Source organism: Polaromonas sp. YR568 (assembly GCF_943369415.1).
In the GTDB taxonomy this organism is placed as follows: domain Bacteria; phylum Pseudomonadota; class Gammaproteobacteria; order Burkholderiales; family Burkholderiaceae_C; genus Polaromonas.
The window spans coordinates 20,922-47,306 of record NZ_CALRNF020000009.1; the positions used below are offsets into that span (position 1 = coordinate 20,922).

A 26,385-nucleotide genomic window follows, 5' to 3' on the forward strand; every position below is an offset into this window, starting at 1 on the left:
CCCCCTTCCAGGGGGCGGCGCCTGCGGTCTGGCAGAGCCAGTCCCGCGGCCCCCGTTGGTTGCCCCTTTGTGGCGCTTCATCCCAGCATGAGCCGTGGACCCGGCAGCAGATGCAAAATACCGTGAATCTGGTGACAACGCACCCGCAGTCACCCTTTTCTGGAGCGCTTCCCATGACCCGCGAGTTCTGCGACAACTACCGCCTTATGGCCCGCTACAACCGCTGGATCAATGAGCGCCTGTACGAGGCCTGCGAAGCCTTGACGGACGAAGCGCGCAAGCAGGAGCGCGGCGCTTTTTTCGGCTCGATCCACCGCACGCTGGGCCACCTGCTGGTGGCCGACCAGGTCTGGCTCAGGCGCTTTGCGCAGTGTGGTGTGGAGAACGCCATCGCTTTCGCGTCGCTGGGCCCGGATGTGCTGGACATGCCCGAGGCTTATACGCTGGACATGGTGCTGTTTCAGGACTGGGCGGGCCTGAAGGCCAAGCGCGCGCAACTGGATGCTGCGATTGAACAATGGGTGGCCGACATGCCGGATGCCTATCCGCAGTTGACCATGCGCTACGCCAATTCAAAAGGCGTGCAGCGCGAGCACGCGGCCTGGAAGGCGATCACGCATTTTTTCAACCACCAGACGCATCACCGGGGCCAGGCCAGCACGCTGATCACGCAGGCGGGCGGCACGGTGGGTGTGACGGACCTGATCGCATTGTTGTAGCGCGCAAGAAAAAACCCGCGCAAGGCGGGTTTTTTGGGGGCGGGCCGGTTTACTTCTTGGCGGCGCTGGCGGCGGGCTTGGCAGCCTCCACCTTGACTTCGGCTTTGGTTTCCTTCTTGGACGTCACGGCTGCCTTGGCATCCTTGGCCGTTTCTTTCACGGCGTCTTTGGTGGCGATGGCCGCGCCCTTGACGGCGTCCTTGGTGGCCACTGCGGCATCTTTGGCTTTTTCCGTCACGGGCTTGTCGGTTTTCTTGTCCGCTTTGGCATCGGCCTTGGCCTCCACCTTGGCTTTTGCCTTGGCATCCGCCGCGCCCGCGCCGGTGTAGGCGGCGCCACCTACCGTCAGGCCCGCGGCGGAAAATTCGGCTGCGCGTTTTTCCCCGACGCCTTTGACGCGGGTGATGAAGTCTTCCCAGTTTTTGAATTCGCTTTTCTTGCGTTCGGAAATGATCAGCTTGGAGGTGGCGGGGCCGATGTGCTTGACGCTATCGAGTTCGGCCTCACTGGCTTTGTTGACGTCGACGGCGGCAAAGGCCGCGGCGAGGGACATGGCGGCGAAAAACGCCAGTACTTTCTTGAACATGGGAAGCTCCTCAAAGATGGATGAGACGGGGCGCGTGATGCATCCTGTTAAACAGGATGCTGCTTTGACAACGGCCTGGACTCACCCCGGGTTGACCACCCGAAGATCCGTTTGAGATGGGGAAACCCTAGGGTTTCAGTTGCTCAGCTGTTCTTCGCCAGCCACTGCATGTAAGCAGTTACACCTGTTTGCACGTCGGCAAAAACATGGTCGCAACCGGCCGCGCGCAGGGCGCGTGGATCGGCCTGGGTGTAGCTCTGGTATTTGCCGACCAGCGCGGGCGGGAAGGGGATGTAATCGATCATGCCGCCGCGCACGGCTTCTTCGAGGCTCAGGGGCGCGGCGTTTTGCCCCTTGCGCAAGGTGTTCACGACGGCAATGGCCACGTCGTTGAAAGGCTGCGCCTTGCCGGTGCCGAGGTTGAAGATGCCCGACTTTCCGGGGTTGTCGAAGAACCAGAGGTTCACGGCCACCACGTCGTCGATGAAGATGAAGTCGCGCATCTGGCCGCCGGCGCCGTAGCCGCCGTATTCGCCGAAGAGTTTCACCTTGCCTTCGGCCTGGAACTGGTTGAACTGGTGGAAGGCGACGCTGGCCATGCGGCCCTTGTGCTGCTCGTGCGGGCCGTAGACGTTGAAATAGCGAAAGCCCGCGACCTGGGTGGCGGCGTTCTCGAACCGGGCGCCGAGTTCGCGCCGCAGCCGCTGGTCGAACAGCAGCTTGGAGTAGCCGTAGACGTTGAGCGGGCGCTCGAACTCGGGCGATTCGGTGAAGGTGTCGGACCCGCCGTAGGTGGCGGCCGAGGAGGCGTAGAGCAGGCGCGTGCCCTGGTCCTGGCAGGCATGGAACAACTCGCAGGACAGCGTGTAGTTGTTGTCCATCATGTATTTGCCGTCGGTTTCCATGGTGTCGCTGCAGGCGCCTTCATGGAACACCGCCTCGACCTCGCCGTAAGCGCCTTCGGCGAACAGTTCGTAGAAATCGTCGCCGTCGACGTAGTCGGCGATCTTCAGGCCGGCCAGGTTGCGGAATTTGTCGCCTTGGGTCAGGTCGTCGACAGCGATGATGTCATCAATGCCGCGGGCGTTAAGGCCCTTGATGATGTTGCTGCCGATAAACCCCGCGGCGCCGGTGACTACGATTTTCATGATGGATCCTTGGCTTGTGCTGTGATGCGCGATGGCTCAGTGCGCGGCGAACAGCTCGCTGTAATTGACGGTGGCGGTGCCGAACTTGCCGACCACGATGCCGCCCGCGCGGTTGGCGATCGGCACGGCATCGCGCAGGCGCATGCCGGTGGCGGTCATCGCGGCCAGCGTGGCGATCACGGTGTCACCGGCGCCGGTCACGTCGAACACTTCGCGCGCCACGGCGGGAACGTTGAGTTCGCCTTCGGCGTCGAACAGGGTCATGCCCTCTTCACTGCGCGTGAGCAGCAGGGCTTCCAGGTTGAGCGCGGCGCGCAGGTTGTGCGCCTTGGCGCGCAGGTCGGCTTCGCTGCTCCAGGTGCCGATCACGTGCTCGAGTTCGGCGCGGTTGGGCGTGATGACGCTGGCATTTTTGTAGCGCGCGTAGTCCGAGCCCTTGGGGTCGACCAGCACCACTTTCCCGGCGGCACGGGCCTGGGCGATCATCAGCACGATGTGCGCGAGGCCGCCTTTGCCGTAGTCGGAAAACAGCACGGCGTCGTGCTGCGGGTACAACTTTTCAAAGGCCGCGGACTGCGAGGCCAGCACTTCGTTTTCCGGTGTGTTCTCGAAATCCAGGCGTATCAGCTGCTGCTGGCGGCCGATGACACGCAGCTTGACGGTGGTCTTGAGCTGCGCATCGCGGCCGAAGTAGGGGGTGATGCCGGTCTTGGCGACCAGCGCCTCCAGCTGGTGGCTGGCTTCGTCCTCGCCCACCACGCTCAGCAGCGAGGCTTGTGCGCCCAGCGTGACGATGTTGTAGGCCACGTTGGCGGCGGCGCCTATGCGCTCCTCGGTGCGCGTGACACGCACCACGGGCACGGGCGCTTCGGGCGAGATGCGGTCCACCGCGCCGTACCAGTAGCGGTCCAGCATGGCGTCGCCGACCACGAGGACGCGGGCTTTGGCGATCTGTTGAGGGGAGAGTGAGGGTGTTGTCATGTCTGCTTGTTCTATACGGATGAACGCTGCGCTACCGCTTTGTCTTTTCCAGCGGGCGCCGCGGAACTGGCTTTGCCAGGCCTCAGGCGTCGCCCCTTGCAAGGGGGAGGGAGGCGAAGCCTCCACGGGGGTGTGCCAAACCTGTCCACGGGGTGTTCATAATTCTTCAATACGGCGTGTCGGGTAACTGTCCCAGGCCTGGCAGCCGGGGCAGTGCCAGAAGTGCTGGGTGGCCTCGAAGCCGCAAGCGGCGCAGCGGTAACGCATCAGCGGTTTGGTGGCTTGGTCGAGGGCACGCTGGACCAGCGCGTGGTGCTGCTCGTCCTGCAGCTTTTCGCCGGCGATCCATTTGCCCGCCGCGACCAGCGAGGCCTGGCGCTCCAGGTGCTTCACATACCACTGCCGTGCCGAAGCCGGGTCTTTTTCGAGCTTGACGATGGCCTCGATCACGTCGATGGACGGCACGTTGGCGTAACTGGTCTTGAGCAGTTCCAGCGCGGTGGCTTCCTGGCCGCTGGCCTGCGCGATGTTGGCCAGCAGGCCGGCGGCCAGCGGCAGGCCTTGCGGTGCGGTTTTTTCGAGCTTGAGCAGGGTTTGCAGGGCTTCCTGATGCCTGCCTAGCTGGTTCTGCAGCTTTGCCAGGTCGATCAGAGGGCGGGCCAGGGCGGGTGCCATGGCGATAGCTTCCTGCAGTGCGCCCAAGGCGTGGGTGGTATCGCCGGCGGCGACGGCGGCGCCGGCCTGCTCGCACAGGTAGTGCGCCTGCCGGGTGCTGAAGCTGCCGTGGCTGGAACTGCCCAGGCGGGCCGCGATTTCGGTGGCATTGGCCCAGTCGCGCGAGCGTTCGTAAATCGACAGCAAGGCCAGCCGGGCCTCTTCTTCAAAGGGCGTGCCTTCAAGCTTGCGCAGGGCGGCCTCGGCGCGGTCCAGCAGGCCGGCCTTCAGGAAGTCGAGCGCCAGGGCGTGCTGGGCGCGGTCGCGCTCGGGCTGCGTGAGGTCGCCGCGCGACATGAGGTGCTCGTGCACGCGCACGGCGCGCTCGTACTCGCCGCGGCGGCGAAACAGGTTGCCCAGGGCGAAGTGAAGCTCGGAGGTGTCCGGGTCGTTCTGCACCGCCTCGATAAAGGCGTCTATGGCCTGGTCCTGCTGCTCGTTGAGCAGGAAGTTCAGACCCTTGAAATAGGCCTTGGGCGCCTGGCGGTTTTCAATGCGAAGCTGCCGCAAGTCCAGCCGGGAGGCCAGCCAGCCGAGGGTGAAGGCGATGGGGAAGCCGAGCAAGACCCAGGTGAAGTCAAATTCCATGGTGGAGTGTGGAGGGGTCGTCTGTCACGGTATGGGGGCCGCCGGATGAGGTGTGTTTGGCCGATCTGCGTTTCTTCCACCAGCGCGGCATCATGACAAAAATGCCGAGCGCCAGCCCGCAGGCGAAGGCCGCCAGGACGACCAGCACCAGGGGTGCCTGCCACATGGTGCCAAAAAAGAAATACACCGAAACCGTTTGCTGGTTATTCAGTGCAAAAGCGAAGAGTGTAAAAAAAATGGCTGCTTTAAGCAGCCACATGAGGTATTTCACTTGGTAATCCCCCGGGTGGTCTGGCGATTGTAGCCAGCCCACCGAGGGAAACCAGTAATGCCCTATTTGGGTTCCGTGACCGCCAGCAATTCCTGGGTGCGGGCATCGACGGCTTCGCGCAATGCCTTCCCGGGCTTGAAGTGCGGCACCCGTTTTTCCGGGATCGCCACGCTTTCGCCGGAACGCGGGTTGCGCCCCATGCGGGGCGGGCGCCGGTTGATGGAAAAACTGCCGAAACCACGGATTTCAATGCGATGGCCGCGCACCAGCGCGTCGCTCATGGCGTCAAGAATCGTCTTGACGGCATATTCGGCGTCGCGGTGCGTCAGCTGGCTGAATCGGGCCGCCAGTTCTTCGACGAGGTCGCTTCGGGTCATGGATAAAGTAGCTGCACAGAGATGCGACCCGCCCGGGGCGCGTCACACCGCTGCACGATTGCCTTACTTTTCGTTGTTGTCCAGCTTGGCGCGCAGCAGTGCGCCCAGGCTGGTCGTGCCGGCGTTTTCGCGCGAAGACTGCTGGCTCAGGCTGGCCATGGCCTCCTGCTGGTCGGCGTTGTCCTTGGCCTTGACCGACAGCTGGATGTTGCGGGTCTTGCGATCCACGTTCACCACGACTGCGGAAACTTCGTCGCCTTCCTTCAGCACGTTGCGCGCGTCTTCGACGCGGTCACGGCTGATTTCGCTGGCGCGCAGGTAACCGATGATGTCTTCGCCCAGGTCGATTTCAGCGCCCTTGGCGTCAACCGTCTTGACCTTGCCGGTCACGATCGCGCCCTTGTCGTTGATCGACACGAAGGTGGTGAACGGATCGGAATCCAGCTGCTTGATGCCCAGGGAGATGCGCTCGCGGTCGACGTCAACTGCCAGCACGATGGCTTCCACTTCCTGGCCCTTTTTGTAGTTGCGAACGGCGGCTTCGCCGGGTTCGTTCCACGAGAGGTCGGACAGGTGCACCAGGCCGTCGATGCCGGCAGCCAGGCCCACGAAGACGCCGAAGTCGGTGATCGACTTGATCGGGCCCTTGACGCGGTCGCCGCGCTTGGTTTCCTGCGCGAACTCTTGCCATGGGTTGGCCTTGCACTGCTTCATGCCCAGGCTGATGCGGCGCTTGTCTTCGTCGATCTCGAGGACCATGACTTCGACTTCGTCGCCCAGCGCCACGAGCTTGCTCGGGGCCACGTTCTTGTTGGTCCAGTCCATTTCGGACACGTGGACCAGGCCTTCGATGCCGGGTTCGAGTTCCACAAACGCACCGTAGTCGGCGATGTTGGTGATCTTGCCGAACAGGCGCGTGCCTTGGGGGTAGCGGCGGTTCACGCCCATCCATGGGTCGTCGCCCATTTGCTTCAGGCCCAGCGAGACACGGTTCTTTTCGGTGTCGAACTTCAGGATCTTGGCAACAATTTCCTGGCCGGCCGTCACCACTTCGCTTGGGTGACGCACGCGGCGCCATGCCATGTCGGTGATGTGCAGCAGGCCGTCGATGCCGCCCAGGTCAACGAACGCACCGTATTCGGTGATGTTCTTGACGATGCCCTTGACGGCAGTGCCTTCCTTGAGGGTTTCCATCAGCTTGGCGCGCTCTTCGCCCATGCTGGCTTCGACCACGGCGCGGCGGCTCAGCACCACGTTGTTGCGCTTGCGGTCGAGCTTGATGACCTTGAATTCCATGGTCTTGTTCTCGTACGGAGACAAGTCCTTGATGGGGCGGGTGTCGATGAGCGAGCCGGGCAGGAAGGCGCGGATGCCGTTGACAAGGACGGTAAGGCCGCCCTTGACTTTGCCGCTGGTCTGTCCGGTGACGAACTCGCCGGATTCCAGGGCTTTTTCCAGGCTCATCCACGAAGCCAGGCGCTTGGCCTTGTCGCGGGACAGCAGGGTGTCGCCATAGCCGTTTTCGACAGAGTCGATGGCCACGGAAACAAAATCGCCGACCTGGACTTCGAGTTCGCCCTGGTCGTTCTTGAATTCTTCGAGGGGGACGTAAGCCTCGGATTTGAGTCCGGCGTTCACAACGACGTGGTTGTGATCGATACGCACTACTTCGGCGGTGATGACTTCGCCGGTACGCATTTCAGAGCGTTGCAGCGATTCGTTAAATAGGTCGGCAAAAGATTCAGACATGATTTTCCTAGTCCACACAACAGGATTCCAATAGCGGGATTGCTACTGTTTTTATAGCTGCTTGCGGCGGTTTTGTGCGGCCGGACGTCTAGCGTGGCCGCGGGTTACGTTATTGAACCTGCTGACCCAAGCGCAGGTCGCGCGTCGGGGGTCAGAAGGGCCGGGTGCCTTGCCACCAGTCAATCACCTGGCTCACCGATTTTTCAATCGACAGGTAGGAGTTGTCCAGGAGGCGGGCGTCATCAGCAGGCTTCAAAGGTGCGGCTTTTCGCGACGAATCGCGCGCATCACGTGCCTCTAAATCTTGCTGAATCTCGGCGATTGTAGCCGAATTTCCCTTTGAAATCAACTGCTTATGCCGACGTTCCGCCCGGTGAAGGGCGCTGGCCGTCAGGAAGATTTTCAGCGGGGCATCGGGAAAAATCACGGTTCCCATGTCGCGGCCGTCGGCGACCAGCCCGGGCAGCTTGCGAAAGCTGTGCTGGAGCTCCAGCAGGGCGGCGCGAACTTCCGGATGCGCCGACACCCGGGAAGCAGCCATGCCGGCAGCTTCGGTGCGGATGGCGTCGGAGACGTCATGGGCGCCGAGGAAGATGTGGTTATGGCAAAATTGCACCGGCATGGTGCGCGCCACGAGGGCTACACCGGCGCCGTCGTCCAGCGAGACGCCGGCCAAGGCTGCGGCATGGGCGCTCAGGCGGTACAGCGCGCCCGAATCCAGGTAGTGATAGCCCAGCCGCTGGGCCGTCAGGGCCGCCAGCGTGCCCTTGCCGGAGGCGGTCGGGCCGTCGATGCAGATGACGGGAATACGGGCGATGCCGGCCTGTGCCACTTCAAACAGGGCTTCGAAGTAGTCGGGGAAGGTCTTGGCGACGCATTTGGGATCCACGATGCGTACCGGAAGTTGCGCCGGGTTGAAAGCCGCCAATGAAAAGCACATGGCCACGCGGTGGTCGTCGTAGGTATGGATCGCGCCCGTCGTCCACTGGACCGGTGGGGTGATCTTGAGGTAATCAGCCCCTTCTTCGACCACCGCGCCGAACTTTTGCAGTTCGCAAGCCATGGCGGCGATGCGGTCGGTCTCCTTGACGCGCCAGCTCGCGATATTGCGCAGGGTGGTCGTGCCGTCGGCATACAGGGCCATCACGGCCAGGGTCATGGCGGCGTCGGGGATGTGGTTGCAGTCGAGGTCAATGGCTTTGAGCGGCCAGGCGCCGCGTGAGATGCGCAGCGAGTTTGGCGAGCTCTCTACCCGCGCGCCCATCATTTGCGCGGCCTCGATGAAGCGGATGTCGCCCTGGATGGAGTCGGCGCCCACGCCCAGGATTTCGATGCCGGCGTGGCCCGGGGACGCTGCCGCGATGGCGCCCAGCCCGACGAAATAGCTGGCGGAAGAGGCGTCGCCCTCGACATGGATTTCGCCGGGCGACTGGTAGCGGCTGCCGGCCGGGATGGTGAAACGTTCCCAGCCGTCGCGCCGGACGTCTATGCCGAAGCGCTGGAGCAGCTTGAGCGTGATTTCAATATAGGGCCGGGAGATCAGTTCGCCGACCACTTCGATGCGGATGTCCTGTTGGGCTACCAGCGGCAGGGCCATCAACAGGGCTGTCAGGAACTGGCTGGAGACGTCGCCGCGCACCCGTATGGGCTCCTGCAGTTTCAGTTGCCCGGGGCGCAGGCGCAGCGGCGGAAAGCCTTCATTGCCGAGGTAGTCGATGGCGCAGCCGAGTTGCCTGAGCGCGTCGACCAGGTCGCCTATGGGCCTTTCGTGCATGCGCGGCACGCCGGACAGCTCGAACTCCCCGCCCAGCAGCGCCAGCGCGGCCGTCAGGGGTCGCATGGCCGTGCCGGCATTGCCCATGAAGAGCTTGGCCGGGGACTGCACGGGCCGGCCGCCCAGCCCGCTGATGACGGCGGTGTTGCCGTCCTGCGTGACGCTGCAGCCCAGTTGCCTCAGCGCGACCAGCATCACGGCGGTGTCGTCGGAGGCAAGAAGGTCGTGGACCGTGGTGTCGCCGTGGCTCAAGGCGGCCAGCAGCAGCACACGGTTGGAAATGCTTTTGGAGCCGGGCAGGCGGACCGTGCCCCCCGCGCTGCTGAGGGGCGGAATGTCCAGGAACTCGATATCGAACATGGAGCGCGGATTATTTGTGCGATTTCGGCGAGGAGATGCGCCAGTTGGCGCGGGTCTCGCTGGCTTGCTCGATCAGTGCTTCCAGGGCATCGCCGCTGCCGGTGGAAATCAACTTCTCGAGGGATTGCAAGGTTTCCTGGAAAATCTTGGACTGGGCCAGCAGCTCCTCGCGGTTGGCGGTCAGGATGTCGCGCCACATTTTTGGGTCGCTCGCGGCGATGCGCGTGAAGTCGCGAAAGCCCGGGCCGGCCAGCGACATGTAGTCTTTGCCGTGGTCCTGCCCGGTGATGCCGTTGATCAGGGCGAAGGCGATCAGGTGGGGCAGGTGGCTGACGGCGGCATAAGCGGCATCATGGGCCTGGGGCGACATCTTGAGGACGTTGCAGCCCAGTGCCGTCCAGACGTCCACGGCTTTCTGGAGCTGGACCGTGAAGGTGCGCTCAATCGGCGTCAGGATGACCTGCTTGCCGGCATAGAGATCCACGTCGGCATGCTCGACGCCCGAGACTTCCTTGCCGGTGATCGGATGGCAGGGCACGAAGGAGCCGACGTTGTCGCGCAGCACGCGGCGGGCGGCATCGACGACGTCGCGCTTGGTCGAGCCAACGTCCATGATCAGCGTGTTCGGGCCGACCAGATGCCGGATCGCCTTGAAAGTGGCTTCGGTCGCGGAAACCGGCACGGCCAGCAGCACGATGTCCGCACCGGAGACCGCCAGCAGCGCCGAGGGGGCTTCCACGTCGATCACGCCCATCTGGCGTGCCCGTTCCGTGGTGGAGGGGGATTTGCTGTAACCGACGACGCGCTTGACCAGGCCGGCGCGTTTGAGCGCCAGCGCGAAAGAGCCACCCATCAGGCCGCATCCAATGAGACCTAATTGTTCAAACATGTCGTGGCACCAGGAGGTTGGTAAGTCGTTGCATTAATCGCCAATGGGATAGGTTCCGAGGACCTTGTAAAAGGCGCACAGGCGCTGCAGGTCGGCCAGCGCGGCTTTGACATGGTCCTGGGACGGGTGACCTTGAAGGTCAATATAAAAGTAGTATTCCCACTGGCCCGAACGTGCCGGGCGGGATTCAAAGCGGGTCATGGAGACGCCGTGGGCCTTGAGCGGCATCAGGATGTCGTGGACGGCGCCGGGGCGGTTGGGCACGGACACCACCAGGCTCACGCAATCCTTGCCGGAGGCCGGCGGGGAGGGCAACGTCTGCGGCAGGCACACCACGGCAAAGCGCGTGCGGTTGAAAGCGTCGTCCTGGATGGCGTGGGCCGCCGTGTAAAGGCCGAACTGGGTGGCGGCGCGCTCGCCGGCAATGCCTGCCCAGGCCGGGTTGGTCGTGGCCAGGCGCGCGCCTTCGGCATTGCTGGAGGCGGTGCGGCGTTCCACATGGGGCAGGTGCGTGGTCAGCCAGCCCTGGCACTGGGCCAATGCCTGTGGATGCGCATAGACGGCTTCGATGCCTTCGAGGGACTCCGAAAGCCGCAGCAGGTTGTGTCGCACCATCAGGCTGATTTCGCCGACGATATGCAGCGGAGAGTTCAGGAACAGGTCGAGTGAGCGCGATACCACGCCTTCGGTGGAGTTCTCCACCGGCACGACGCCATAGCTGGCGCTGCCGGCCGCCGTCGCGCGAAAGACTTCGTCAATGCTGATGCATGGCACATGTTCGATGCTGGCACCGAAAAACTGCAGCGCGGCCTGCTCGCTGAAGGTGCCCGCGGGGCCCAGGTAGGCCACCCGGACAGGGGACTCCAGGGCCAGGCAGGCAGACATGATCTCGCGCCAGACCGCGGCCACATGTTCGTTTTTGAGAGGCCCCGTGTTGGCTTTCTGGATTTGCTCGATCACCTGGGCAACCCGGTCGGGGCGGAAGAAGGGCGTGCCTTCAAGTTTTTTGACCTCTCCGACCTGCTCGGCGACCTGGGCGCGGCGGTTCAGGAGGGCAAGCAGTTCCCTGTCCAGGGCATCGATCTGGACGCGTAAATCAGCAAGGTTGGCAGTCATATCAGAGGCCGTTCGGCTGCGCCGGGAGCACTGGGCACCCCTTCAGGGGCCGTGAACGCGGCGGGCATGCAGGCATTTTTTCCTAGGCGTGTTTTTGTTCGAATTCTCGCATGTACGCCACCAGCGCCTGCACGCCGGCCAGCGGCATGGCGTTGTAGATGCTGGCCCGCATGCCGCCCACCGACTTGTGGCCCTTGAGCTGCAGCAGGCCGTTGGCCTTGGCGCCGGCCAGGAAAGCGTCGTTGCGCGATTCGTCGCGCAGGAAAAACGGCACGTTCATGCGCGAGCGGCAGTCCTTGCCGACCTTGTTCAGGTAGAACTGTGACCCGTCAATGGCGTCGTAAAGCAGCTGCGCCTTGGCGAGGTTGCGGCTTTCCATGGCGGCGATGCCGGTGGCCGCGCCTTCTTTCTGGCGCTTGAGCCACTGGAAGGTCAGGCCCGCGATGTAGATGGCATAGGTGGGCGGCGTGTTGTACATCGACTGGTTGTCCGCCACCGTCTTGTAGTCGAAAGCGCTGGGGCATATCGGCAGGGCGTGGCCTAGCAAATCTTCACGGACGACCACCAGCGTCATCCCGGCGGGACCGAGGTTTTTCTGCGCCCCGCCGAAAGCCAGGCCCACGCGGGACCAGTCGACGGGACGGGAGGCCACATGGGACGAAAAATCAATCACCAGGGGCGCATCGCTTCCCAGTGCCTTGAGGTCCGGCAGGCTGTGGAATTCCACACCGTTGATGGTTTCGTTGGTACACAGGTGCACGTAGGCCGCATCGGGCCGCAGTTTCCAGGCCGATGGCGACGGCAAAAGGGTGTGGCCGTTGTCCGCATTGCTGGCGGCGACCTGCACGTCGCAGTACTTGCGCGCTTCCTTCTGCGACTTGTCGCTCCAGCTGCCGGTCACCACAAAATCGGCGGAACGCCCGTGCGAGAGGTTCAACGGAACGATGGCATTTTCGGCCAGTCCGCCGCCCTGCATGAACAGGATCTTGAACTCGGGCGGGACGGCCATGAGTTCGCGAAAATCGGCTTCAGCGGCTTCATAGATGGAGATGAATTCCCTGCCGCGATGGCTCATCTCCATCACGCTCATGCCGCTGCCGTGCCAGTCCAGCATTTCGCCCGCCGCCTGCTGCAAAACCTCCTCGGGCAGGTTTGCCGGGCCGGCGGAAAAATTGAAGGGCCGGGTCATTTCTTCGCAGGTGGCTTGGCTGCTCCCGGGGCGGGGCTGGTGCCGACGATTTTCACCGCCGTGTCGTCGAATTGCTTGATGCGCGAGACCACGTCGGCGCGCGAGGCTTCCACCAGTTTCTGCACGAAAAGACTGCCGAGTTCAGGCGCCGCAGCCTGGTATTTCTTGATCGCGGGAGATTCAAAGAAGGCGACAAGCTGCTGGAGTTCCTCCTGGGTGAAACGCTCCGCGTAGGCGGGCACCAGCGAGTCGGCGCTGACCGTGGCGACCTGCTTGCCGATGAGCTGGCTGGCGTCATCGGCGTACTTTTTGAGTTCGGCATTGAGGTCTTCGGAGGCCTTGGCCTGCTTGGCTTTGGGCACATTGGCTTGCAGTTGCGGCCCCCATTTGTTGATCAGGTCCTGGGCCGTGCTGCCGGCCAACTGGCTCACCAGCCGGTCGAGCTCGGGCCCCTGCTGCAGCGCGACCACTTTTTTGGCCAGTTCGGTCTTGGCGTCCGCCTGGGCGTGGACGGCGGTGGCACAGGCCATGCCGGCGATCGCGAGTGCGGTGATCAGTTTTTTCATCAATTGCTTTCGGTGTTGGAGGCGTCTGTGCCGGTGTCGTTTTCGGTGTCGATGTCGTCCAGCGTGGCATCGTTTTCGACGATGCGCTGAAGGCCGCTCAATTGTGAGCCTTCATCCAGGCCGATCAACGTAACACCCTGTGTAGCCCTTCCCATCTCGCGGATTTCGCTGACGCGCGTGCGCACCAGGACGCCCTTGTCGGTGATGAGCATGATCTCGTCGTCGACGTGGACCAGCGTGGCGGCCACGACCTTGCCGTTGCGCTCACTTTGCTGGATGGCGATCATGCCCTTGGTGCCGCGGCCGTGGCGTGTGTACTCGGTGATGGAGGTGCGCTTGCCGAAGCCGTTCTGGGTGGCGGTCAGCACGCTTTGCTCCTCGTCCTCGGCCACCAGCATGGCGATCACGCCCTGGCCGTCTTCGAGCATCATGCCGCGCACGCCGCGCGCAAGGCGGCCCATGGGGCGCACGTCGTTCTCGTCGAAGCGCACGGCCTTGCCGCCGTCGCTGAACAGCATCACGTCGTGCTTGCCGTCCGTCAGCGACGCGCCTATCAGGTAGTCGCCCGCATCCAGGTCCACGGCGATGATGCCGGCCTTGCGCGGGTTGTTGAACTCGTCCAGGGCGGTCTTCTTCACGGTACCCATCGAGGTGGCCATGAAGACGTACTGGTCGGCAGGGAAGCTGCGCTTATCGCAGGTCAGCGGCAGGACCACGGTGATTTTTTCGCCTTCCTGCAGCGGGAACATGTTCACGATCGGCCGGCCGCGCGAGCCGCGCGAGCCCGCGGGAACTTCCCAGACCTTGAGCCAGTAGAGCCGGCCGCGGTTGGAGAAGCACAGGATGTAGTCGTGCGTGTTCGCGATGAAGAGCTGGTCGACCCAGTCGTCTTCCTTGGTGGCGGTGGCCTGCTTGCCGCGGCCGCCGCGTTTTTGCGCCCGGTATTCGGACAGCGGCTGGCTCTTGATATAGCCGGTGTGCGAAAGCGTCACCACCATGTCGGTGGGAGTGATCAGGTCCTCGGTGCTGAGGTCGAAGGAGCTGTGCTCGATCAGGCTGCGGCGTGCGCCCAGCTTGGTCTGGCCGAACTCCAGTTTGATCGCGGAGAGTTCTTCGCCAATGATGATGGACACGCGCTCGGGCTTGGCCAGGATGTCGAGCAGGTCGTCGATCTCGGCCATGACTTCCTTGTACTCGGCCACGATCTTGTCCTGCTCCAGGCCGGTCAGGCGCTGCAGGCGCATCTGCAGGATTTCCTGGGCCTGGGTTTCCGAGAGCCGGTACAGGCCGTCGTTGCCCATGCCGAATTCCTTTTCGAGGCCGTCGGGACGGTAATCGTCGGCATTGACGACACCTCCGTCGGCGCGCGTGCGGGTCAGCATTTCACGCACCAGGGTGCTGTCCCAGGGGCGCAGCATCAGTTCGGCCTTGGCCACCGGCGGCGTGGGCGCGTTGCGGATGATGGCGATGAAGTCGTCGATGTTGGCCAGGGCGACCGCGAGGCCTTCGAGCACGTGGCCGCGCTCGCGCGCCTTGCGCAGCGTGAACACCGTGCGGCGGGTCACCACTTCGCGGCGGTGCGACAGGAAGACCTGGATCAGGTCCTTGAGATTGCACAGTTTGGGCTGGCCGTTGACCAGCGCCACCATGTTGATGCCGAAGGTGTCCTGCAACTGGGTCTGCTTGTACAGGTTGTTCAGCACGACTTCGGGCACTTCGCCGCGCTTGAGATCGATGACCAGGCGCATGCCGGATTTGTCGCTCTCGTCCTGGATGTGGCTGATGCCTTCGATTTTTTTCTCGTGCACCAGTTCGGCCATGCGCTCCTGCAGCGTCTTCTTGTTGACCTGATAGGGCAGCTCGTCGACGATGATGGACTGGCGCTGGCCCTTGTCGATGTCCTCGAAGTGGCATTTTGCGCGCATCACCACCTTGCCGCGGCCGGTGCGGTAACCGTCCTTGACGCCGTTGATGCCGTAAATGATGCCGCCCGTGGGGAAGTCCGGCGCCGGGACGATTTCCATCAGCTCGTCGATGGAGGCCTCGGGGTTCTTCAGCATGTGAAGGCAGGCGTCGACCACTTCATTGAGGTTGTGGGGCGGGATGTTGGTCGCCATGCCCACCGCAATGCCGCCTGATCCGTTGACCAGCAGGTTGGGCAACCGGGTCGGCATGACCAGCGGCTCCTGCTCGCTACCGTCGTAGTTGGGGCCGAAATCGACGGTCTCCTTGTCCAGGTCCGCCAGCAGTTCGTGGGCGATTTTCGCCAGCCGGATCTCGGTGTACCGCATGGCCGCGGCGTTGTCCCCGTCGACCGAGCCGAAGTTGCCCTGGCCGTCGACCAGCAGGTGGCGCAGGGAAAAATCCTGCGCCATGCGCACGATGGTGTCGTACACCGATTGGTCGCCGTGCGGGTGGTATTTGCCGATAACGTCGCCGACGATACGCGCTGACTTCTTGTAAGGGCGGTTCCAGTCGTTGTTCAGCTCGTGCATCGCGAACAGCACGCGCCGGTGCACCGGTTTCAGGCCGTCCCGCGCATCGGGGAGCGCCCGGCCCACGATCACGCTCATGGCGTAGTCGAGATAGCTGCGCCGCATTTCCTCTTCAAGACTGATGGGCAGGGTTTCTTTAGCGAACTGGGTCATGAGCGGCCTGGTTGGGATTTCGGGATTCTTGAGGGAAAGCCTGCAATTTTAAGGCTTGAGTTTATAGCGGGCACTTGTGGCGGGCCAGCAACAAATGCTCAAGAATCTCATGTCTGTGTCAGACGAAGCCGATAGCGTGCTTGAAGGTTCGAACAGGTGTGGCACAATCGATGTAACGCTTTGAGTGATGGTCACTTACGGCGTGTAATATTACTAATCGCAGCAAGTCTGCGGCTTTTCTCTAGAGGAGAACCATGAAGAAACTCAACAAAGTGGCAATGTTGTTTGCTTCCGCAGCGCTTGTTACCGCCGCTGGTGCACAAACTATCGACAACTGGAAAAACGGCAACAACGAACTGGTCTGGAAAAACGGCACCAACGAACTGTGCTGGCGTGATGCCAACTGGACGCCTGCTACTGCAGCGCCTGGTTGCGACGGCGCAATTGCCCCTGCGATGGCTCCTGCTCCTGCCGCTACTCCTGCTGCCCCTGCGGCAGTTGCTCCTGCGGCTCCTCAGCCTCAAGTGACGGCATCGAAAGTCACCTACGCTGCTGACGCGTTCTTTGACTTTGACAAGTCCGTGCTGAAGCCAGAAGGCAAAGCCAAGCTGGATGACCTGGTCGGCAAGATCAAGGACATCAACCTGGAAGTCATTATCGCCGTGGGTCACACCGACTCCGTTGGTAGCGATGCTTACAACCAGAAGCTGTCGGTCCGCCGTTCGGAAGCTGTCAAGGCATATCTCGTGTCCAAGGGCATCGAGAAAAACCGCGTCTACACTGAAGGCAAGGGCGAGAAACAGCCAGTTGCTGACAACAAGACCGCTGAAGGCCGCGCCAAGAACCGTCGCGTGGAAATCGAAGTGGTCGGTACCCGCGCCACCAAGTAATTCTTCGGAATCACTTCAAAAACCGCGCTCAGGCGCGGTTTTTTTATGCCTCAACGATAATGACCCATGTCTACAAGCGATAACTTTGATCCTGCCGAGCTCGCCAAATTCTCCGACCTGGCCCACCGCTGGTGGGACACCGAGAGCGAATTCCGTCCCCTGCACCAGATCAACCCCCTGCGCCTGGGCTGGATTGACGGCCAGATTCCCCTCAGAGGGCAGCGCGTTCTGGACGTGGGCTGCGGCGGCGGCATCCTGGCGGACTCGATGGCCCGCAAGGGCGCCGACGTTTTGGGCATAGATCTGGCCACCAAAGCCCTGAAAGTCGCCCAACTCCATGCGCTGGAGGCCCAGACAGAAGGCGTGCAGTACCGGGAAATCAGCGCCGAAGCGCTGGCGGCCGAGCAGCCGGGCAGCTTTGACGTCGTCACTTGTATGGAAATGCTCGAACACGTGCCCGATCCCTCTTCCATCGTCAAAGCCTGCGCGGCGCTGGTCAAACCCGGTGGATATGTGTTTTTCTCCACCATCAACCGCAACGCCAAGGCTTTTCTGTTTGCCATCGTGGGCGCGGAATACGTGCTGAACATGTTGCCCCGCGGTACCCACGAGTACGCCAAACTGGTCAAACCCAGCGAATTGGCCGGTTACTGCCGGGCTTCCGGCCTGTCGCTGCAGCAGACCCGCGGCATGGAATACAACCCGCTGACACGCCATTACTGGCTCAGTGCCGATACCAGCGTCAACTACCTGCTGGCCACCCAAAAAAGCTGAATTCCGGCGAATTCAACCTAATTCATAACCCTGACATGTTCAAAGATGTAGCGGCCGTGCTGTTCGACCTGGACGGCACCCTGATAGACAGTGCGCCCGACCTGGGCGCCGCAGCCGACAAAATGCGCACCGACCGGGGGCTGGAATCGCTTCCTTTGGCGCTTTATCGTCCCATGGCGGGTGCCGGCGCGCGCGGCATGATCGCTGTGGCCTTCGGCCTGACGCCGGACGATGCCCGCTTCGCTGAACTCAAGGAAGAATTCTTTCGCAATTACGAGTCGCGCATGACTGAACACACGACGGTGTTCGACGGAGTGGCTGAATTGATCGGCCAAATTGGCCGGGCCGGCTTTAAATGGGGTGTGGTCACCAACAAATCTGCCCGTTTCACCCTGCCACTGACCAAGGCCATGCCGCTGTTCGACACGGCCCAGACCATCATCAGCGGCGACACCACCCCGCATTCCAAGCCGCATCCGGCACCCTTGCTTGAGGCGGCACGCCAGCTTGACGTGGCGCCGAATCGCTGCATTTACGTCGGCGACGACGAGCGCGACATCGTTGCGGGCCGCGCCGCGGGCATGCCGACGGTAGCTGCCGCTTACGGTTATCTGGGTAAAACCGCCGATACCGGGGGCTGGAAAGCCGATGCAACCATCGCCGCGCCCGGCGCGCTCTTGAATTTGCTGCGAATGGCGTAAACTAGTCCTCCTGGGGCTGCATTGGTTTCGACGTGGGTTCGGACGCGGTGTGGTGCATGTCGAGCTGAGTGCGCTCGTAAAACAGATTCAAACAAACTAACTGCAAACGACGAACGTTTCGCACTCGCTGCTTAATTGCCAGTGAGCTTTACAACAGCAGGCCGATGGGCTGGGCAAGGGGTGTTTAGCGCAAGTTAAACGCTCCCGGCTGTAAAGATAATTTCATCGGCTGGCTCCGGGCTGGGTACCTTAACCCGGGGCAAGAAAATAGGGTGCTGGCGTCCTGTGTAGCGTGCGACTGCGCGACACAGGTGGCGAGACTCAAATCAGACCGCTAAACATGTAGATCTGCCCGAACAAGGCTTGCGGACGGGGGTTCAAATCCCCCCAGCTCCACCACCATCACGACCAAGGCCGCTTGCTGAATTCAGCAAGCGGCCTTTTTCTTTTGGCGCATCGCTATTTCACGCATGGACAGCTTGCCGGGACCGCACTCCATGCCCGAACGCGCGCCGCATGCGGGCGAATGCTCATCCGGTTTCATCCAGCCTGCGCAGGACCACTCGCAGTGCTTTTGCAAAACGTGGGTCTGCGACCGCTCCCACGTTGAAGCGCGACCACTTAGAGCGTTGCGACGAGTCCACGCAGAACACCTTGCCCGGGGCTGAAACGATTTTCTCGCTGAGCATCTCCTGCGCCAGCTTCAATGAATCCGGCACGCCCGGCAGCGCGGCCCACAAATAAAGTGTCTGCGGCGGCTTGGCGAAAATTTCGCCGCCCACACCCTCGAACAGGCGGACCGCCTTGGCGGTGGCTTCGGTGATGCGGTCGCGCAAGCGCGCCAGGTGGCGCTGGTAATGGCCTTCGCTCAGGATGACATCTACCGTGCGCTCGCAATATTCCGAACTGCTGACGTGGATCAGCGCCTTCAGGTCGGCCAGGTCGCTGGCCAGGTCGGCGCCGCAGGCGATGAAACCCACCCGCAGCGCGGCGGAGAAAGACTTGGAGAAACTGCCGATGTAAATCGTGCGGTTGAGCTGGTCGAGCGCCGACAGCCGCGGCATGGACATGGGCTTGAAATCGGCCAACGGGTCGTTTTCAACCAGCAGCAAGTCATATTTTTCGGCCAGCTGCAGAACACGAAACGCCTTGGCGGCGCTGATGTCCGACCCCGTCGGGTTGTGGCCCACCGACTGCGTGAAGAACAGCCGCGGCCGGTGCGTGATGAGCAACTGTTCCAGCGCCTCGAGGTCGGGCCCGTCGGCCAGGCGCGGCACGCCGACGATGCGGGCGCTCGCCAGCTTGAGTTTGCCGAACAGCGGGTAATAGCCCGGGTCGTCCGCCAGCACCGTGCCGCCTGGCGGCACAAAGTAGCGGATGACGATGTCCATGGCCTCGTTGGCGCCGTGCGTCAGCACGATCTGCCGCGCTTCTGCGCCTATGCCCAGGTCGGCCAGCTTGCGCACCAGGTGGTGGCGCAGCGGTTCATAGCCGAAGCGGCTGCCGTAGCGGAAGAGGGCGCCCAGCCCGGTGCGCACGACCTTGTGGTGAAACTTGTCCAGCCGCGCGCCGGCCAGCCATTCCACAGGCGGAAAACCGTCGCCCACGCTGAGCTGGTCGGCCTCCCACTTGAGCTGTTCGCGCATCAGCCAGACGATGTCCATCGCCCGGCCCAGCGAGCCGGCTTCTTCTTCCGCCGGCTTGGGCGCCGCGGCGCCCAGCACGTAATAGCCCGAACCCCGCCGCGGCTCGACGATGCCGCGTGCCACCAGCAGTTCAAAGGCCGCCACCACGGTGTTTTTTGCGTAGCCGTGCAGCTCGGCCAGCTCGCGCAGCGACGGCAGCTTTTCGCCGGCCTTGAAAGCGCCTTCCGCGATCTGCCTTTCCAGCGACGCGGCCAGTGTGGCGGCAATGGTGGTGGGCTGCGGTGGTGATTGGGTTCTGGGCATGGACGCTGTGAGCAATCGTGTTGGATCGTGATGAATGGGTCCCGACGCCACTATCGCCGCCGGCGCCTGTCCGGCGCCGTTAGAGGCCGCTGTCCCGCCAAACTGTACCTTTATCTGATGGTACAGATTACCTACAGTGTCCTGACCGTACTGCTTCCCCGAGCCCGATTTTTGCGGGCAATGCCGTGACACCAGGAAAAAAGAGACATGACCGTTGATTCCCGCCTCCCCAACTTTCGCGCCCTGAGCCCCACCGGGCGGCTCGCGCATCTCGTGCGCGCCGCCGGCCTGACCGAAGCCGATGCGGCCTTGCTGGCCCAGCCCGGCGCGCTGGGCGTGGACCGCGCCAACGGCATGATTGAAAACGTCATCGGCACCTTCGAGTTGCCCTTTGGCGTGGCCGGCAATTTCACGGTCAACGGCAAGGACGTGCTGGTGCCCATGGTGGTCGAAGAGCCGTCGGTCGTGGCCGCGGCCTCCTTCATGGCCAAACTGGTGCGGGAATGCGGCGGCTTTGAAACGTCGAGCAGCGAGCCGCTCATGCGCGCGCAGGTCCAGGTGCTGGGCTGTACCGACCCCTATGGCGCGCGCCAGGGCTTGCTTAAGCGCCGGGCTGAAATCCTTGAGGTCGCCAACAGCCGCGACAAGGTGCTCATCGGCCTCGGCGGCGGCTGCAAGGACATCGAGGTGCACGTCTTCCCCGACACCGCGCGCGGGCCAATGGTAGTGATGCATTTGATTGTGGACGTGCGCGACGCGATGGGCGCCAACACCGTCAACACCATGGCCGAATCCGTCTCACCGCTGGTGGAAAAAATCACCGGCGGCACGGTCCGCCTGCGCATCCTCTCCAACCTGGCCGATCTGCGCCTGGCCCGCGCCCGCCTGCGCGTCACGCCCGAAGCGCTGACGACTCCTGAGCGCCCAGGCGCCGAGGTGATTGAAGGCATCCTCGATGCCTACACCTTCGCCGCCATCGACCCCTACCGCGCCGCCACGCACAACAAGGGCATCATGAACGGCATCGACCCCGTCATCGTCGCCACCGGCAACGACTGGCGCGCGGTGGAAGCCGGCGCCCATGCCTGGGCCTGCCGCAGCGGCCAATACACCTCGCTCACCACCTGGGAAAAAGACCGCAGCGGCGCACTGGTCGGCACGATTGAAATGCCGATGCCGGTGGGCCTGGTCGGCGGCGCGACCAAAACGCATCCGCTGGCGCAGCTCTCGCTGAAGATCATGAAGGTGCGGTCGGCCCAGGAGCTTGCCGAGATCGCCGTCGCTGTGGGCCTGGCGCAGAACATGGGCGCGTTGCGCGCGCTGGCCACCGAGGGCATACAGCGCGGCCACATGGCACTGCACGCCCGCAACATTGCCCTGGTCGCCGGCGCCACCGGCGATGAAGTCGACAAAATCGCCAGCCGCATGGCCGGCGAAAAGGATGTCCGCACCGACCGCGCCCTGCAGCTGCTCGCAGAGATCAGGGCTTAGACCGCGGTTTTTTTGCTTTTTTGTTTTCCGTCCCGCTTCCCCTTGCATCAATAATCAAATCAGGAGACAAGCATCATGTTCAAGCAGTGGATTCAGTCCAGGACCCTTTCCGTGCTGGCCGCGGCCCTCACGGCCGCCTATGCGCTGGCCGCTCCGGCGCACGCGCAGGACATCAAGGTCGGCTTCAACGCCGACCAGTCCGGCACGGCCGTGGCCGAACTCGGCATTGCCGCGCGCCACGGCTTTGACCTGGCCATCGAAGACATCAACAAGGCCGGCGGCGTGCTGGGCCGCAAGCTGGTGGGCGTGATCCGCGACGACACCGGCGCGCCGCCCAAGTCCATCCAGAACATGACCGAGCTCATCGACAGCGAAAAAGTGGTTGCCGTCCTCGGCCCCGCCAATTCGGGCAACGCACTGGCTTGGCTGCACCTGCCGCAGCAAAAGAAAATTCCGGTGATCGTTCCGGTGGCCACGGCTACCGACATCACGCGCCGATATGCCAACGAGTCGCAAAACTACATCTACCGCATCTCCATGGTGGACCGCGAGCAGGTGGCGCTGCTGCTGGCCTACGCCGTCAAAGCCACCAGGAACAAAAAGATCGCCTTCATCGCCGACTCCACCGGTTTCGGCCAGCAGGGCGTGAAGGACTTGACCGAAGTGCTCGCCATGCATGGCCAGCAACCGGTCGCGGTGGAGAAGTTCGGCCCCAAGGACACCGACATGACCTCGCAGCTCGCCAAGATCCGCGATTCGGGTGCCGACACCGTCATCGTCTACGGGCTGGCCGACGCCAATGCGCAACTGCTGCGCAGCATGGAGAAGATCAATTATTTCCCGACCACGCTGGGAACCTGGGGCAATATGAGCACGCCGCTGCTCAACATCGCCGGCAAGAAGCTCTCCGAGCACATCATCTTCGCGACCTCCACCGCCGAAGACAGCAATCCGCGTGCGGTGGCCCTGGCCGCCCGCGTGCGCGAGCGCTACCCGCAAATGCCGACCTTCGTGGCCGCCGCGCAGTCTTACGATTCGATGATGCTGCTGGCCGCCGCCATCAAGCAGGCCGGCACGACGGACGGCGCCAAAGTCGCCGCCACGCTGGACGCCGGCGTGCCCGACACGCAAGGCATCATCAAGCTCTACAAAAAGCCCTTCAGCAAGACCGAGCATGACGCGCTGTCCGTGTCCGACTTCAACCTGGCGCGCTGGAAAGACGGCAAGGTCACGGCATACAGTGACGCCATCACCAAGGCCATGACGCCCGCGGACCTGAAGAAGTAAGCGGGTTTTCCAGCCGTCAAGCCGCGGCAGCCAGGCTTGCCGCGGCGGCACAATCAGGCAACTTCGCCAGGCCGGCGGCGTTGCCACAGGAGACATACCGGATGATCAACTTGCTGCAGGCACTGCTCAGCGGACTGGCGCTTGGCGGCATTTACGCCCTTGTCGCGCTGGGCTTCAGCATCACGCACACCACCACCAAAACGCTGAATTTCGGCCAGGGCGAATTCCTGGTGGCCGGGTCGCTGGTCGCGGTCGGCACGCTGCTTTTGATTTCCGGCAAGAGCCAGACCGGCGTGCTGACCAGCGCCGACGTGAGCCTGCTGAATTACGGCGTGGCCTTGCTGGTGTCGCTGGTCGTGCTGGGGGTGCTGGGCGTCATTCTTTATTTCACGGCGGTGCGGCCTTTCTTCGGGTCGGCCGGCATGTCGTGGGTGATGAGCACCATAGGCTTCGGCATCATCCTGCAGAACACCGCACTGGCGATCTGGGGGCCTGGGTCCATGAGCATGCCTTCGCCGCTCGGCGAGTCGGTGATTCGCATTGGCGGGGCGGGGATCAGGCCGCAGGAGATATTGGTGCTGGTGGTCACGGCCGTTGTCATGCTTGCGCTGGACCACGTGCTGCGCCGCACCCGCATCGGCAAGGCGGTGCGCGCTGTGGCCGCCAACCGGCAGGCGGCGGCATTGATGGGCATCAACGTGGCGGCCATCGTGGTGCTGGCCTTTGTGGTGTCCTCAGGCCTGGCCGGGCTGGCGGGGCTGCTGATTGCACCCATCACCACGGCCTCGGTGTTCATGGGCCTGTCGATTGCGCTCAAGGCTTTTTCAGCCGCCATCGTCGGCGGTTTGACCAGCCCGCGCGGCTGCATCGCGGGCGGCTTTCTGCTCGGTTGCGTCGAGGCGCTGGTGGGTTTGTGGCGCGCGGAGATGCGCGAGATCACGATCTTTGCGCTCATCATCCTGGTGCTGGTGATCAAGCCTGAAGGCCTGTTCGGCCAAAAACCGTTCGAGAAAGTCTGACGTGAAACCGCACTCCATCGGACTGGTGATCGCCGCCGTGCTGGCCGCGGCGGTGCCGGCTTTGCTCACCAACGAGTTCTACCTCAAGATCATCTTCACGGCCGGCCTGTATTACCTGGCCGCCTGCGGCCTCAACGTGCTGGTCGGCTGGAGCGGGCAAAAGTCGCTGGGCCATGCCGGGCTGTTCGCGGCCGGTGCTTATACCGTCGCATTGCTGACCACAAAGGGCGGCTGGAACCCCTGGCTGGCGCTGGCGGCCTCCGGGGTGGCTGCCGGCTTGTTTGGTGTATTGATCGCCTTGCCCTCGCTGCGCGTCAAGGGCCCGTCGCTGGCCATGGTGACCATAGGCTTCGGCATCGTGGTCGAAAAAATCGTCACCGAATGGCAGGACGTCTTCGGTGGCCAGCAGGGAATTTACGGTGTGGTGCCGCCCAGTTTTGCCGGCCACATGCTGGGCACGCGTGAATGGGCCTGGCTGGTGCTGGCGTTTGCTTTTTCCGCCCACCTGCTGCTGCGCACGCTGCTGTCCGGCAAGTACGGCCGCGCGTTCCAGGCCGTGCAGGCCGCCGAGGTCGCGGCTGAAAGTGTGGGCATCAATGTCTACCGCATGAAGGTGCTGGCTTTTGTCATCAGCGCCGTCACCTGCGGGCTGGCCGGCGCCTTGCTGGCGCAGCAGAACCAGTACATCAACTCCGACTTCATCACCTTCAACCTGTCGATCTTCCTGCTGCTCATCGTGCTGTTCGGCGGGCCGTCCTGGTACGGCCCGGTGCTCGGTGCGGTGGTGCTGACGCTGCTGGATGCTTTCCTCGCGCGCTGGCCGCACCTGCAGCATTTCACTTACGGCGCTCTGCTGCTGTTTGCGCTGTACGCCATGCCGCAAGGGCTGGCGGGCGCGCTGTCGAAAGCGGTGCGCAAGCTCTGGCCCCGGCATTCCGCGGCCTTACCGCCGGCGCCCCCGCAGGGCGAATGGCAGCCGAAGTTCGCGTCCGCGCGCGACGAAGCCGGCGTCATGCTGCGCGCCCAGGGTTTATGCAAGGCCTATGGGGGCGTGGTTCCCACCAACGATGTCAGTTTTGAATTGCGGCCCGGCCACGTGCATGCGCTGATAGGCCCCAACGGCGCGGGAAAGACCACGCTGCTCAACATCCTGTCGGGCGTGATTCCGGCGGACAGCGGGCGCATCGAGTTTTGCGGCGCAGACATCACCCGCACCGGCCCGAGCGCCGTCTGCGCGCTCGGTGTAGGGCGCACCTTCCAGAACCTCAGGCTCTTCCCGCACATGAGCGTGCTCGACAACGTGCTGTCGGGCCTGCACCCGCACCTGAAGGTGGGCTTCTGGGCCAGCCTGCTGGGCCTGCCCGCGGCGCGGCGTGAAGAAGCCTGGGCGCGCAGCGAGGCAGTGCGCCTGCTGGAGTTCGTCGGCCTGCTGGCACGCGCCGGCGACGAGGCCGGCAGCCTGCCGTACGGCCTGCAGCGCCGGCTTGAACTGGCGCGCGCCCTGGCCACCCATCCGCGTCTCTTGCTGCTGGACGAACCGGCGGCCGGATTGAACCCGCAGGAAACGCAGGACCTGACCCGCCTCATAGGCCGCATCCGGGACAAAGGCATGACGGTGCTGCTGATCGAGCACCACATGGACCTCGTGATGGAGGTGTCAGACCACGTGCTGGTGCTGGACTACGGCGCCAAAATCGCCGAGGGAACTCCCGCCGCCGTGCAAGGCAATCCACGCGTGATTGCCGCCTACCTTGGCGTGGAGGACGATGATGACGGCGACCTTCTGCCATCCACCGCCAACCTGCAGCCTGCCTGAGCCCACCATGCTGAAGATCAATAACCTGGCCGTGCGTTACGGCGCGATTGAAGCCCTCCGGGGCGTGAGCCTGGAAGTGAAGATCGGCGAAGTCGTCACCATCATAGGCGGCAACGGCGCCGGTAAAAGCACGCTGATGAAAGCCATCTCCGGCCTGGAGCCCGCCTTTGCGGGCGGCATCGCGTTTGAAGGTCGCGACATCACCCGCATGCCGGCGCACCACCGCGTAGCGCTGGGCATTTCGCAGTCGCCCGAAGGCCGGCAGGTGTTCGCCGACCAGAGCGTGCGCGACAACCTGCTGCTGGGCGCTTACCTGCGCAAGGCTTCCGACCCGTCGATAGCCCTTGATGTCGAGACGCAGTTCACCACCTTCCCGCGCCTGCGTGAGCGGCAGCATCAACTGGCCGGCACGCTGAGCGGCGGCGAGCAGCAGATGCTGGCGATTGCACGTGCCTTGATGGCGCGGCCGCGCCTGCTGCTGCTTGATGAACCTTCGTTGGGCCTGGCGCCGCTCATCGTCAAGGAAATCTTTGCCGTGATCCGCGCGCTCAAGCAAAGCGGTGTGACGATTCTGCTGGTGGAGCAGATGGCCAACCAGGCGCTCAAAGTCGCTGATCGCGCCTATGTGCTCAAGACCGGCGAGATCACCTCATCGGGCGGCGCACGCGCCATGCTGGACGATCCCGCGGTTCGCGAAGCCTATCTGGGGAAACACTGAGCCAGTTGTCCCGGGATACTGTGGGCTACGTTGTGGATAAGTTTGTGAACAGGACGCCAAGGCCG

23 protein-coding genes and 1 other RNA gene are annotated in these 26,385 nt (G+C 63.3%); 10 read left to right on the forward strand and 14 right to left on the reverse strand.

Annotated features, from left to right (window positions below; translation table 11 throughout):
• The first annotated feature begins 173 nt into the window (after positions 1–173).
• The gene (locus ACLV74_RS07955) at positions 174–719 is read left to right on the forward strand and encodes a DinB family protein (RefSeq protein WP_411878842.1); all 546 of its coding nucleotides are present in this window, start codon (positions 174–176) and stop codon (positions 717–719) included.
• 49 nt (positions 720–768) lie between these two features.
• Here ACLV74_RS07955 and ACLV74_RS07960 read toward each other — a convergent pair whose 3' ends face one another.
• The 13 genes from ACLV74_RS07960 to gyrA form a co-directional block, all read right to left on the reverse strand.
• Positions 769–1,305: a ComEA family DNA-binding protein gene (locus ACLV74_RS07960; protein ID WP_411878843.1), complete on the reverse strand. Its 537-nt coding sequence runs from the start codon at positions 1,303–1,305 to the stop codon at positions 769–771.
• 143 nt (positions 1,306–1,448) lie between these two features.
• The gene (gene rfaD / locus ACLV74_RS07965) at positions 1,449–2,453 is read right to left on the reverse strand and encodes an ADP-glyceromanno-heptose 6-epimerase (protein WP_411878844.1); all 1,005 of its coding nucleotides are present in this window, start codon (positions 2,451–2,453) and stop codon (positions 1,449–1,451) included.
• A gap of 36 nt (positions 2,454–2,489) precedes the next feature.
• A complete protein-coding gene (gene rfaE1, locus ACLV74_RS07970; protein ID WP_411878845.1) occupies positions 2,490–3,434 on the reverse strand; it encodes a D-glycero-beta-D-manno-heptose-7-phosphate kinase in 945 nt (314 codons plus the stop codon).
• 156 nt (positions 3,435–3,590) lie between these two features.
• Positions 3,591–4,736, reverse strand: a complete 1,146-nt coding sequence (gene lapB, locus ACLV74_RS07975) for a lipopolysaccharide assembly protein LapB (RefSeq protein ID WP_411878846.1) — start codon at positions 4,734–4,736, stop codon at positions 3,591–3,593.
• Positions 4,726–5,007 (reverse strand): lipopolysaccharide assembly LapA domain-containing protein, encoded by a 282-nt coding sequence (locus tag ACLV74_RS07980; protein WP_411878847.1) that lies wholly within the window; start codon positions 5,005–5,007, stop codon positions 4,726–4,728. The genes lapB and ACLV74_RS07980 overlap by 11 nt, the downstream gene beginning before the upstream one ends.
• 62 nt (positions 5,008–5,069) lie before the next feature.
• Positions 5,070–5,384, reverse strand: coding sequence for an integration host factor subunit beta (locus tag ACLV74_RS07985; protein WP_007869491.1), 315 nt, complete (start codon positions 5,382–5,384; stop codon positions 5,070–5,072).
• Between the two features lie 63 nt (positions 5,385–5,447).
• Positions 5,448–7,133: a 30S ribosomal protein S1 gene (gene rpsA, locus ACLV74_RS07990; protein ID WP_411878848.1), complete on the reverse strand. Its 1,686-nt coding sequence runs from the start codon at positions 7,131–7,133 to the stop codon at positions 5,448–5,450.
• A gap of 151 nt (positions 7,134–7,284) precedes the next feature.
• The gene (locus ACLV74_RS07995) at positions 7,285–9,267 is read right to left on the reverse strand and encodes a bifunctional 3-phosphoshikimate 1-carboxyvinyltransferase/cytidylate kinase (protein WP_411878849.1); all 1,983 of its coding nucleotides are present in this window, start codon (positions 9,265–9,267) and stop codon (positions 7,285–7,287) included.
• 10 nt (positions 9,268–9,277) lie between these two features.
• On the reverse strand, positions 9,278–10,156 hold the full coding sequence (locus ACLV74_RS08000) for a prephenate dehydrogenase (protein ID WP_411878850.1): 879 nt from the start codon (positions 10,154–10,156) through the stop codon (positions 9,278–9,280).
• A gap of 33 nt (positions 10,157–10,189) precedes the next feature.
• Positions 10,190–11,272, reverse strand: a complete 1,083-nt coding sequence (gene pheA, locus ACLV74_RS08005) for a prephenate dehydratase (RefSeq protein ID WP_411878851.1) — start codon at positions 11,270–11,272, stop codon at positions 10,190–10,192.
• A gap of 82 nt (positions 11,273–11,354) precedes the next feature.
• Positions 11,355–12,461 (reverse strand): 3-phosphoserine/phosphohydroxythreonine transaminase, encoded by a 1,107-nt coding sequence (gene serC / locus ACLV74_RS08010; protein WP_411878852.1) that lies wholly within the window; start codon positions 12,459–12,461, stop codon positions 11,355–11,357.
• On the reverse strand, positions 12,458–13,027 hold the full coding sequence (locus tag ACLV74_RS08015) for a DUF2059 domain-containing protein (RefSeq protein ID WP_411878853.1): 570 nt from the start codon (positions 13,025–13,027) through the stop codon (positions 12,458–12,460). Before ACLV74_RS08015 ends, serC begins: the two co-directional genes overlap by 4 nt.
• Positions 13,027–15,675 (reverse strand): DNA gyrase subunit A, encoded by a 2,649-nt coding sequence (gene gyrA, locus ACLV74_RS08020; protein WP_411878854.1) that lies wholly within the window; start codon positions 15,673–15,675, stop codon positions 13,027–13,029. The genes ACLV74_RS08015 and gyrA overlap by 1 nt, the downstream gene beginning before the upstream one ends.
• A gap of 254 nt (positions 15,676–15,929) precedes the next feature.
• Here gyrA and ompA point away from each other — a divergent pair, with 254 nt between their 5' ends.
• From ompA to ssrA, 4 genes are all read left to right on the forward strand, one after another.
• Positions 15,930–16,565: an outer membrane protein OmpA gene (ompA, locus tag ACLV74_RS08025; protein WP_411878855.1), complete on the forward strand. Its 636-nt coding sequence runs from the start codon at positions 15,930–15,932 to the stop codon at positions 16,563–16,565.
• Positions 16,566–16,631: 66 nt separating this feature from the next.
• Positions 16,632–17,339: a bifunctional 2-polyprenyl-6-hydroxyphenol methylase/3-demethylubiquinol 3-O-methyltransferase UbiG gene (gene ubiG / locus ACLV74_RS08030; RefSeq protein WP_411878856.1), complete on the forward strand. Its 708-nt coding sequence runs from the start codon at positions 16,632–16,634 to the stop codon at positions 17,337–17,339.
• A 35-nt stretch (positions 17,340–17,374) separates the two neighbouring features.
• A complete protein-coding gene (gene gph / locus ACLV74_RS08035) occupies positions 17,375–18,040 on the forward strand; it encodes a phosphoglycolate phosphatase (RefSeq protein WP_411878857.1) in 666 nt (221 codons plus the stop codon).
• A gap of 12 nt (positions 18,041–18,052) precedes the next feature.
• Positions 18,053–18,439: a transfer-messenger RNA gene (gene ssrA / locus ACLV74_RS08040) on the forward strand.
• Between the two features lie 131 nt (positions 18,440–18,570).
• Here the strand turns inward: ssrA and ACLV74_RS08045 are convergent.
• On the reverse strand, positions 18,571–19,989 hold the full coding sequence (locus ACLV74_RS08045) for a PLP-dependent aminotransferase family protein (protein ID WP_411878858.1): 1,419 nt from the start codon (positions 19,987–19,989) through the stop codon (positions 18,571–18,573).
• A 207-nt stretch (positions 19,990–20,196) separates the two neighbouring features.
• Here ACLV74_RS08045 and ACLV74_RS08050 point away from each other — a divergent pair, with 207 nt between their 5' ends.
• The 5 genes from ACLV74_RS08050 (at position 20,197) to ACLV74_RS08070 (ending at position 26,320) form a co-directional block, all read left to right on the forward strand.
• The gene (locus ACLV74_RS08050; RefSeq protein ID WP_411878859.1) at positions 20,197–21,480 is read left to right on the forward strand and encodes a hydroxymethylglutaryl-CoA reductase, degradative; all 1,284 of its coding nucleotides are present in this window, start codon (positions 20,197–20,199) and stop codon (positions 21,478–21,480) included.
• Between the two features lie 75 nt (positions 21,481–21,555).
• Entirely contained in the window at positions 21,556–22,767 is a 1,212-nt protein-coding gene (locus ACLV74_RS08055; protein WP_411878860.1) for an ABC transporter substrate-binding protein, read from the forward strand.
• A 101-nt stretch (positions 22,768–22,868) separates the two neighbouring features.
• The gene (locus ACLV74_RS08060; RefSeq protein WP_411878861.1) at positions 22,869–23,786 is read left to right on the forward strand and encodes a branched-chain amino acid ABC transporter permease; all 918 of its coding nucleotides are present in this window, start codon (positions 22,869–22,871) and stop codon (positions 23,784–23,786) included.
• A gap of 1 nt (position 23,787) precedes the next feature.
• Positions 23,788–25,602, forward strand: a complete 1,815-nt coding sequence (locus ACLV74_RS08065; protein WP_411878862.1) for an ABC transporter permease subunit — start codon at positions 23,788–23,790, stop codon at positions 25,600–25,602.
• Between the two features lie 7 nt (positions 25,603–25,609).
• Positions 25,610–26,320 (forward strand): ABC transporter ATP-binding protein, encoded by a 711-nt coding sequence (locus ACLV74_RS08070; RefSeq protein ID WP_411878863.1) that lies wholly within the window; start codon positions 25,610–25,612, stop codon positions 26,318–26,320.
• Positions 26,321–26,385 lie beyond the last annotated feature (65 nt).

What these genes read in the sequence shown, in the direction of transcription:
- gyrA (WP_411878854.1), bottom strand. Translation starts at nt 15,675, where the DNA reads ATGACCCAGTTCGCTAAAGAAACCCTGCCCATCAGTCTTGAAGAGGAA.
- ACLV74_RS08070 (WP_411878863.1), top strand. Translation starts at nt 25,610, where the DNA reads ATGCTGAAGATCAATAACCTGGCCGTGCGTTACGGCGCGATTGAAGCC.
- serC (WP_411878852.1), bottom strand. Translation starts at nt 12,461, where the DNA reads ATGACCCGGCCCTTCAATTTTTCCGCCGGCCCGGCAAACCTGCCCGAG.
- ubiG (WP_411878856.1), top strand. Translation starts at nt 16,632, where the DNA reads ATGTCTACAAGCGATAACTTTGATCCTGCCGAGCTCGCCAAATTCTCC.
- ACLV74_RS08000 (WP_411878850.1), bottom strand. Translation starts at nt 10,156, where the DNA reads ATGTTTGAACAATTAGGTCTCATTGGATGCGGCCTGATGGGTGGCTCT.
- ACLV74_RS07955 (WP_411878842.1), top strand. Translation starts at nt 174, where the DNA reads ATGACCCGCGAGTTCTGCGACAACTACCGCCTTATGGCCCGCTACAAC.
- ACLV74_RS08045 (WP_411878858.1), bottom strand. Translation starts at nt 19,989, where the DNA reads ATGCCCAGAACCCAATCACCACCGCAGCCCACCACCATTGCCGCCACA.
- rpsA (WP_411878848.1), bottom strand. Translation starts at nt 7,133, where the DNA reads ATGTCTGAATCTTTTGCCGACCTATTTAACGAATCGCTGCAACGCTCT.
- ACLV74_RS08015 (WP_411878853.1), bottom strand. Translation starts at nt 13,027, where the DNA reads ATGAAAAAACTGATCACCGCACTCGCGATCGCCGGCATGGCCTGTGCC.
- ACLV74_RS08050 (WP_411878859.1), top strand. Translation starts at nt 20,197, where the DNA reads ATGACCGTTGATTCCCGCCTCCCCAACTTTCGCGCCCTGAGCCCCACC.
- pheA (WP_411878851.1), bottom strand. Translation starts at nt 11,272, where the DNA reads ATGACTGCCAACCTTGCTGATTTACGCGTCCAGATCGATGCCCTGGAC.
- ACLV74_RS07985 (WP_007869491.1), bottom strand. Translation starts at nt 5,384, where the DNA reads ATGACCCGAAGCGACCTCGTCGAAGAACTGGCGGCCCGATTCAGCCAG.
- ACLV74_RS08055 (WP_411878860.1), top strand. Translation starts at nt 21,556, where the DNA reads ATGTTCAAGCAGTGGATTCAGTCCAGGACCCTTTCCGTGCTGGCCGCG.
- ACLV74_RS08060 (WP_411878861.1), top strand. Translation starts at nt 22,869, where the DNA reads ATGATCAACTTGCTGCAGGCACTGCTCAGCGGACTGGCGCTTGGCGGC.
- ACLV74_RS07960 (WP_411878843.1), bottom strand. Translation starts at nt 1,305, where the DNA reads ATGTTCAAGAAAGTACTGGCGTTTTTCGCCGCCATGTCCCTCGCCGCG.
- rfaD (WP_411878844.1), bottom strand. Translation starts at nt 2,453, where the DNA reads ATGAAAATCGTAGTCACCGGCGCCGCGGGGTTTATCGGCAGCAACATC.
- ompA (WP_411878855.1), top strand. Translation starts at nt 15,930, where the DNA reads ATGAAGAAACTCAACAAAGTGGCAATGTTGTTTGCTTCCGCAGCGCTT.
- lapB (WP_411878846.1), bottom strand. Translation starts at nt 4,736, where the DNA reads ATGGAATTTGACTTCACCTGGGTCTTGCTCGGCTTCCCCATCGCCTTC.
- gph (WP_411878857.1), top strand. Translation starts at nt 17,375, where the DNA reads ATGTTCAAAGATGTAGCGGCCGTGCTGTTCGACCTGGACGGCACCCTG.
- rfaE1 (WP_411878845.1), bottom strand. Translation starts at nt 3,434, where the DNA reads ATGACAACACCCTCACTCTCCCCTCAACAGATCGCCAAAGCCCGCGTC.
- ACLV74_RS07995 (WP_411878849.1), bottom strand. Translation starts at nt 9,267, where the DNA reads ATGTTCGATATCGAGTTCCTGGACATTCCGCCCCTCAGCAGCGCGGGG.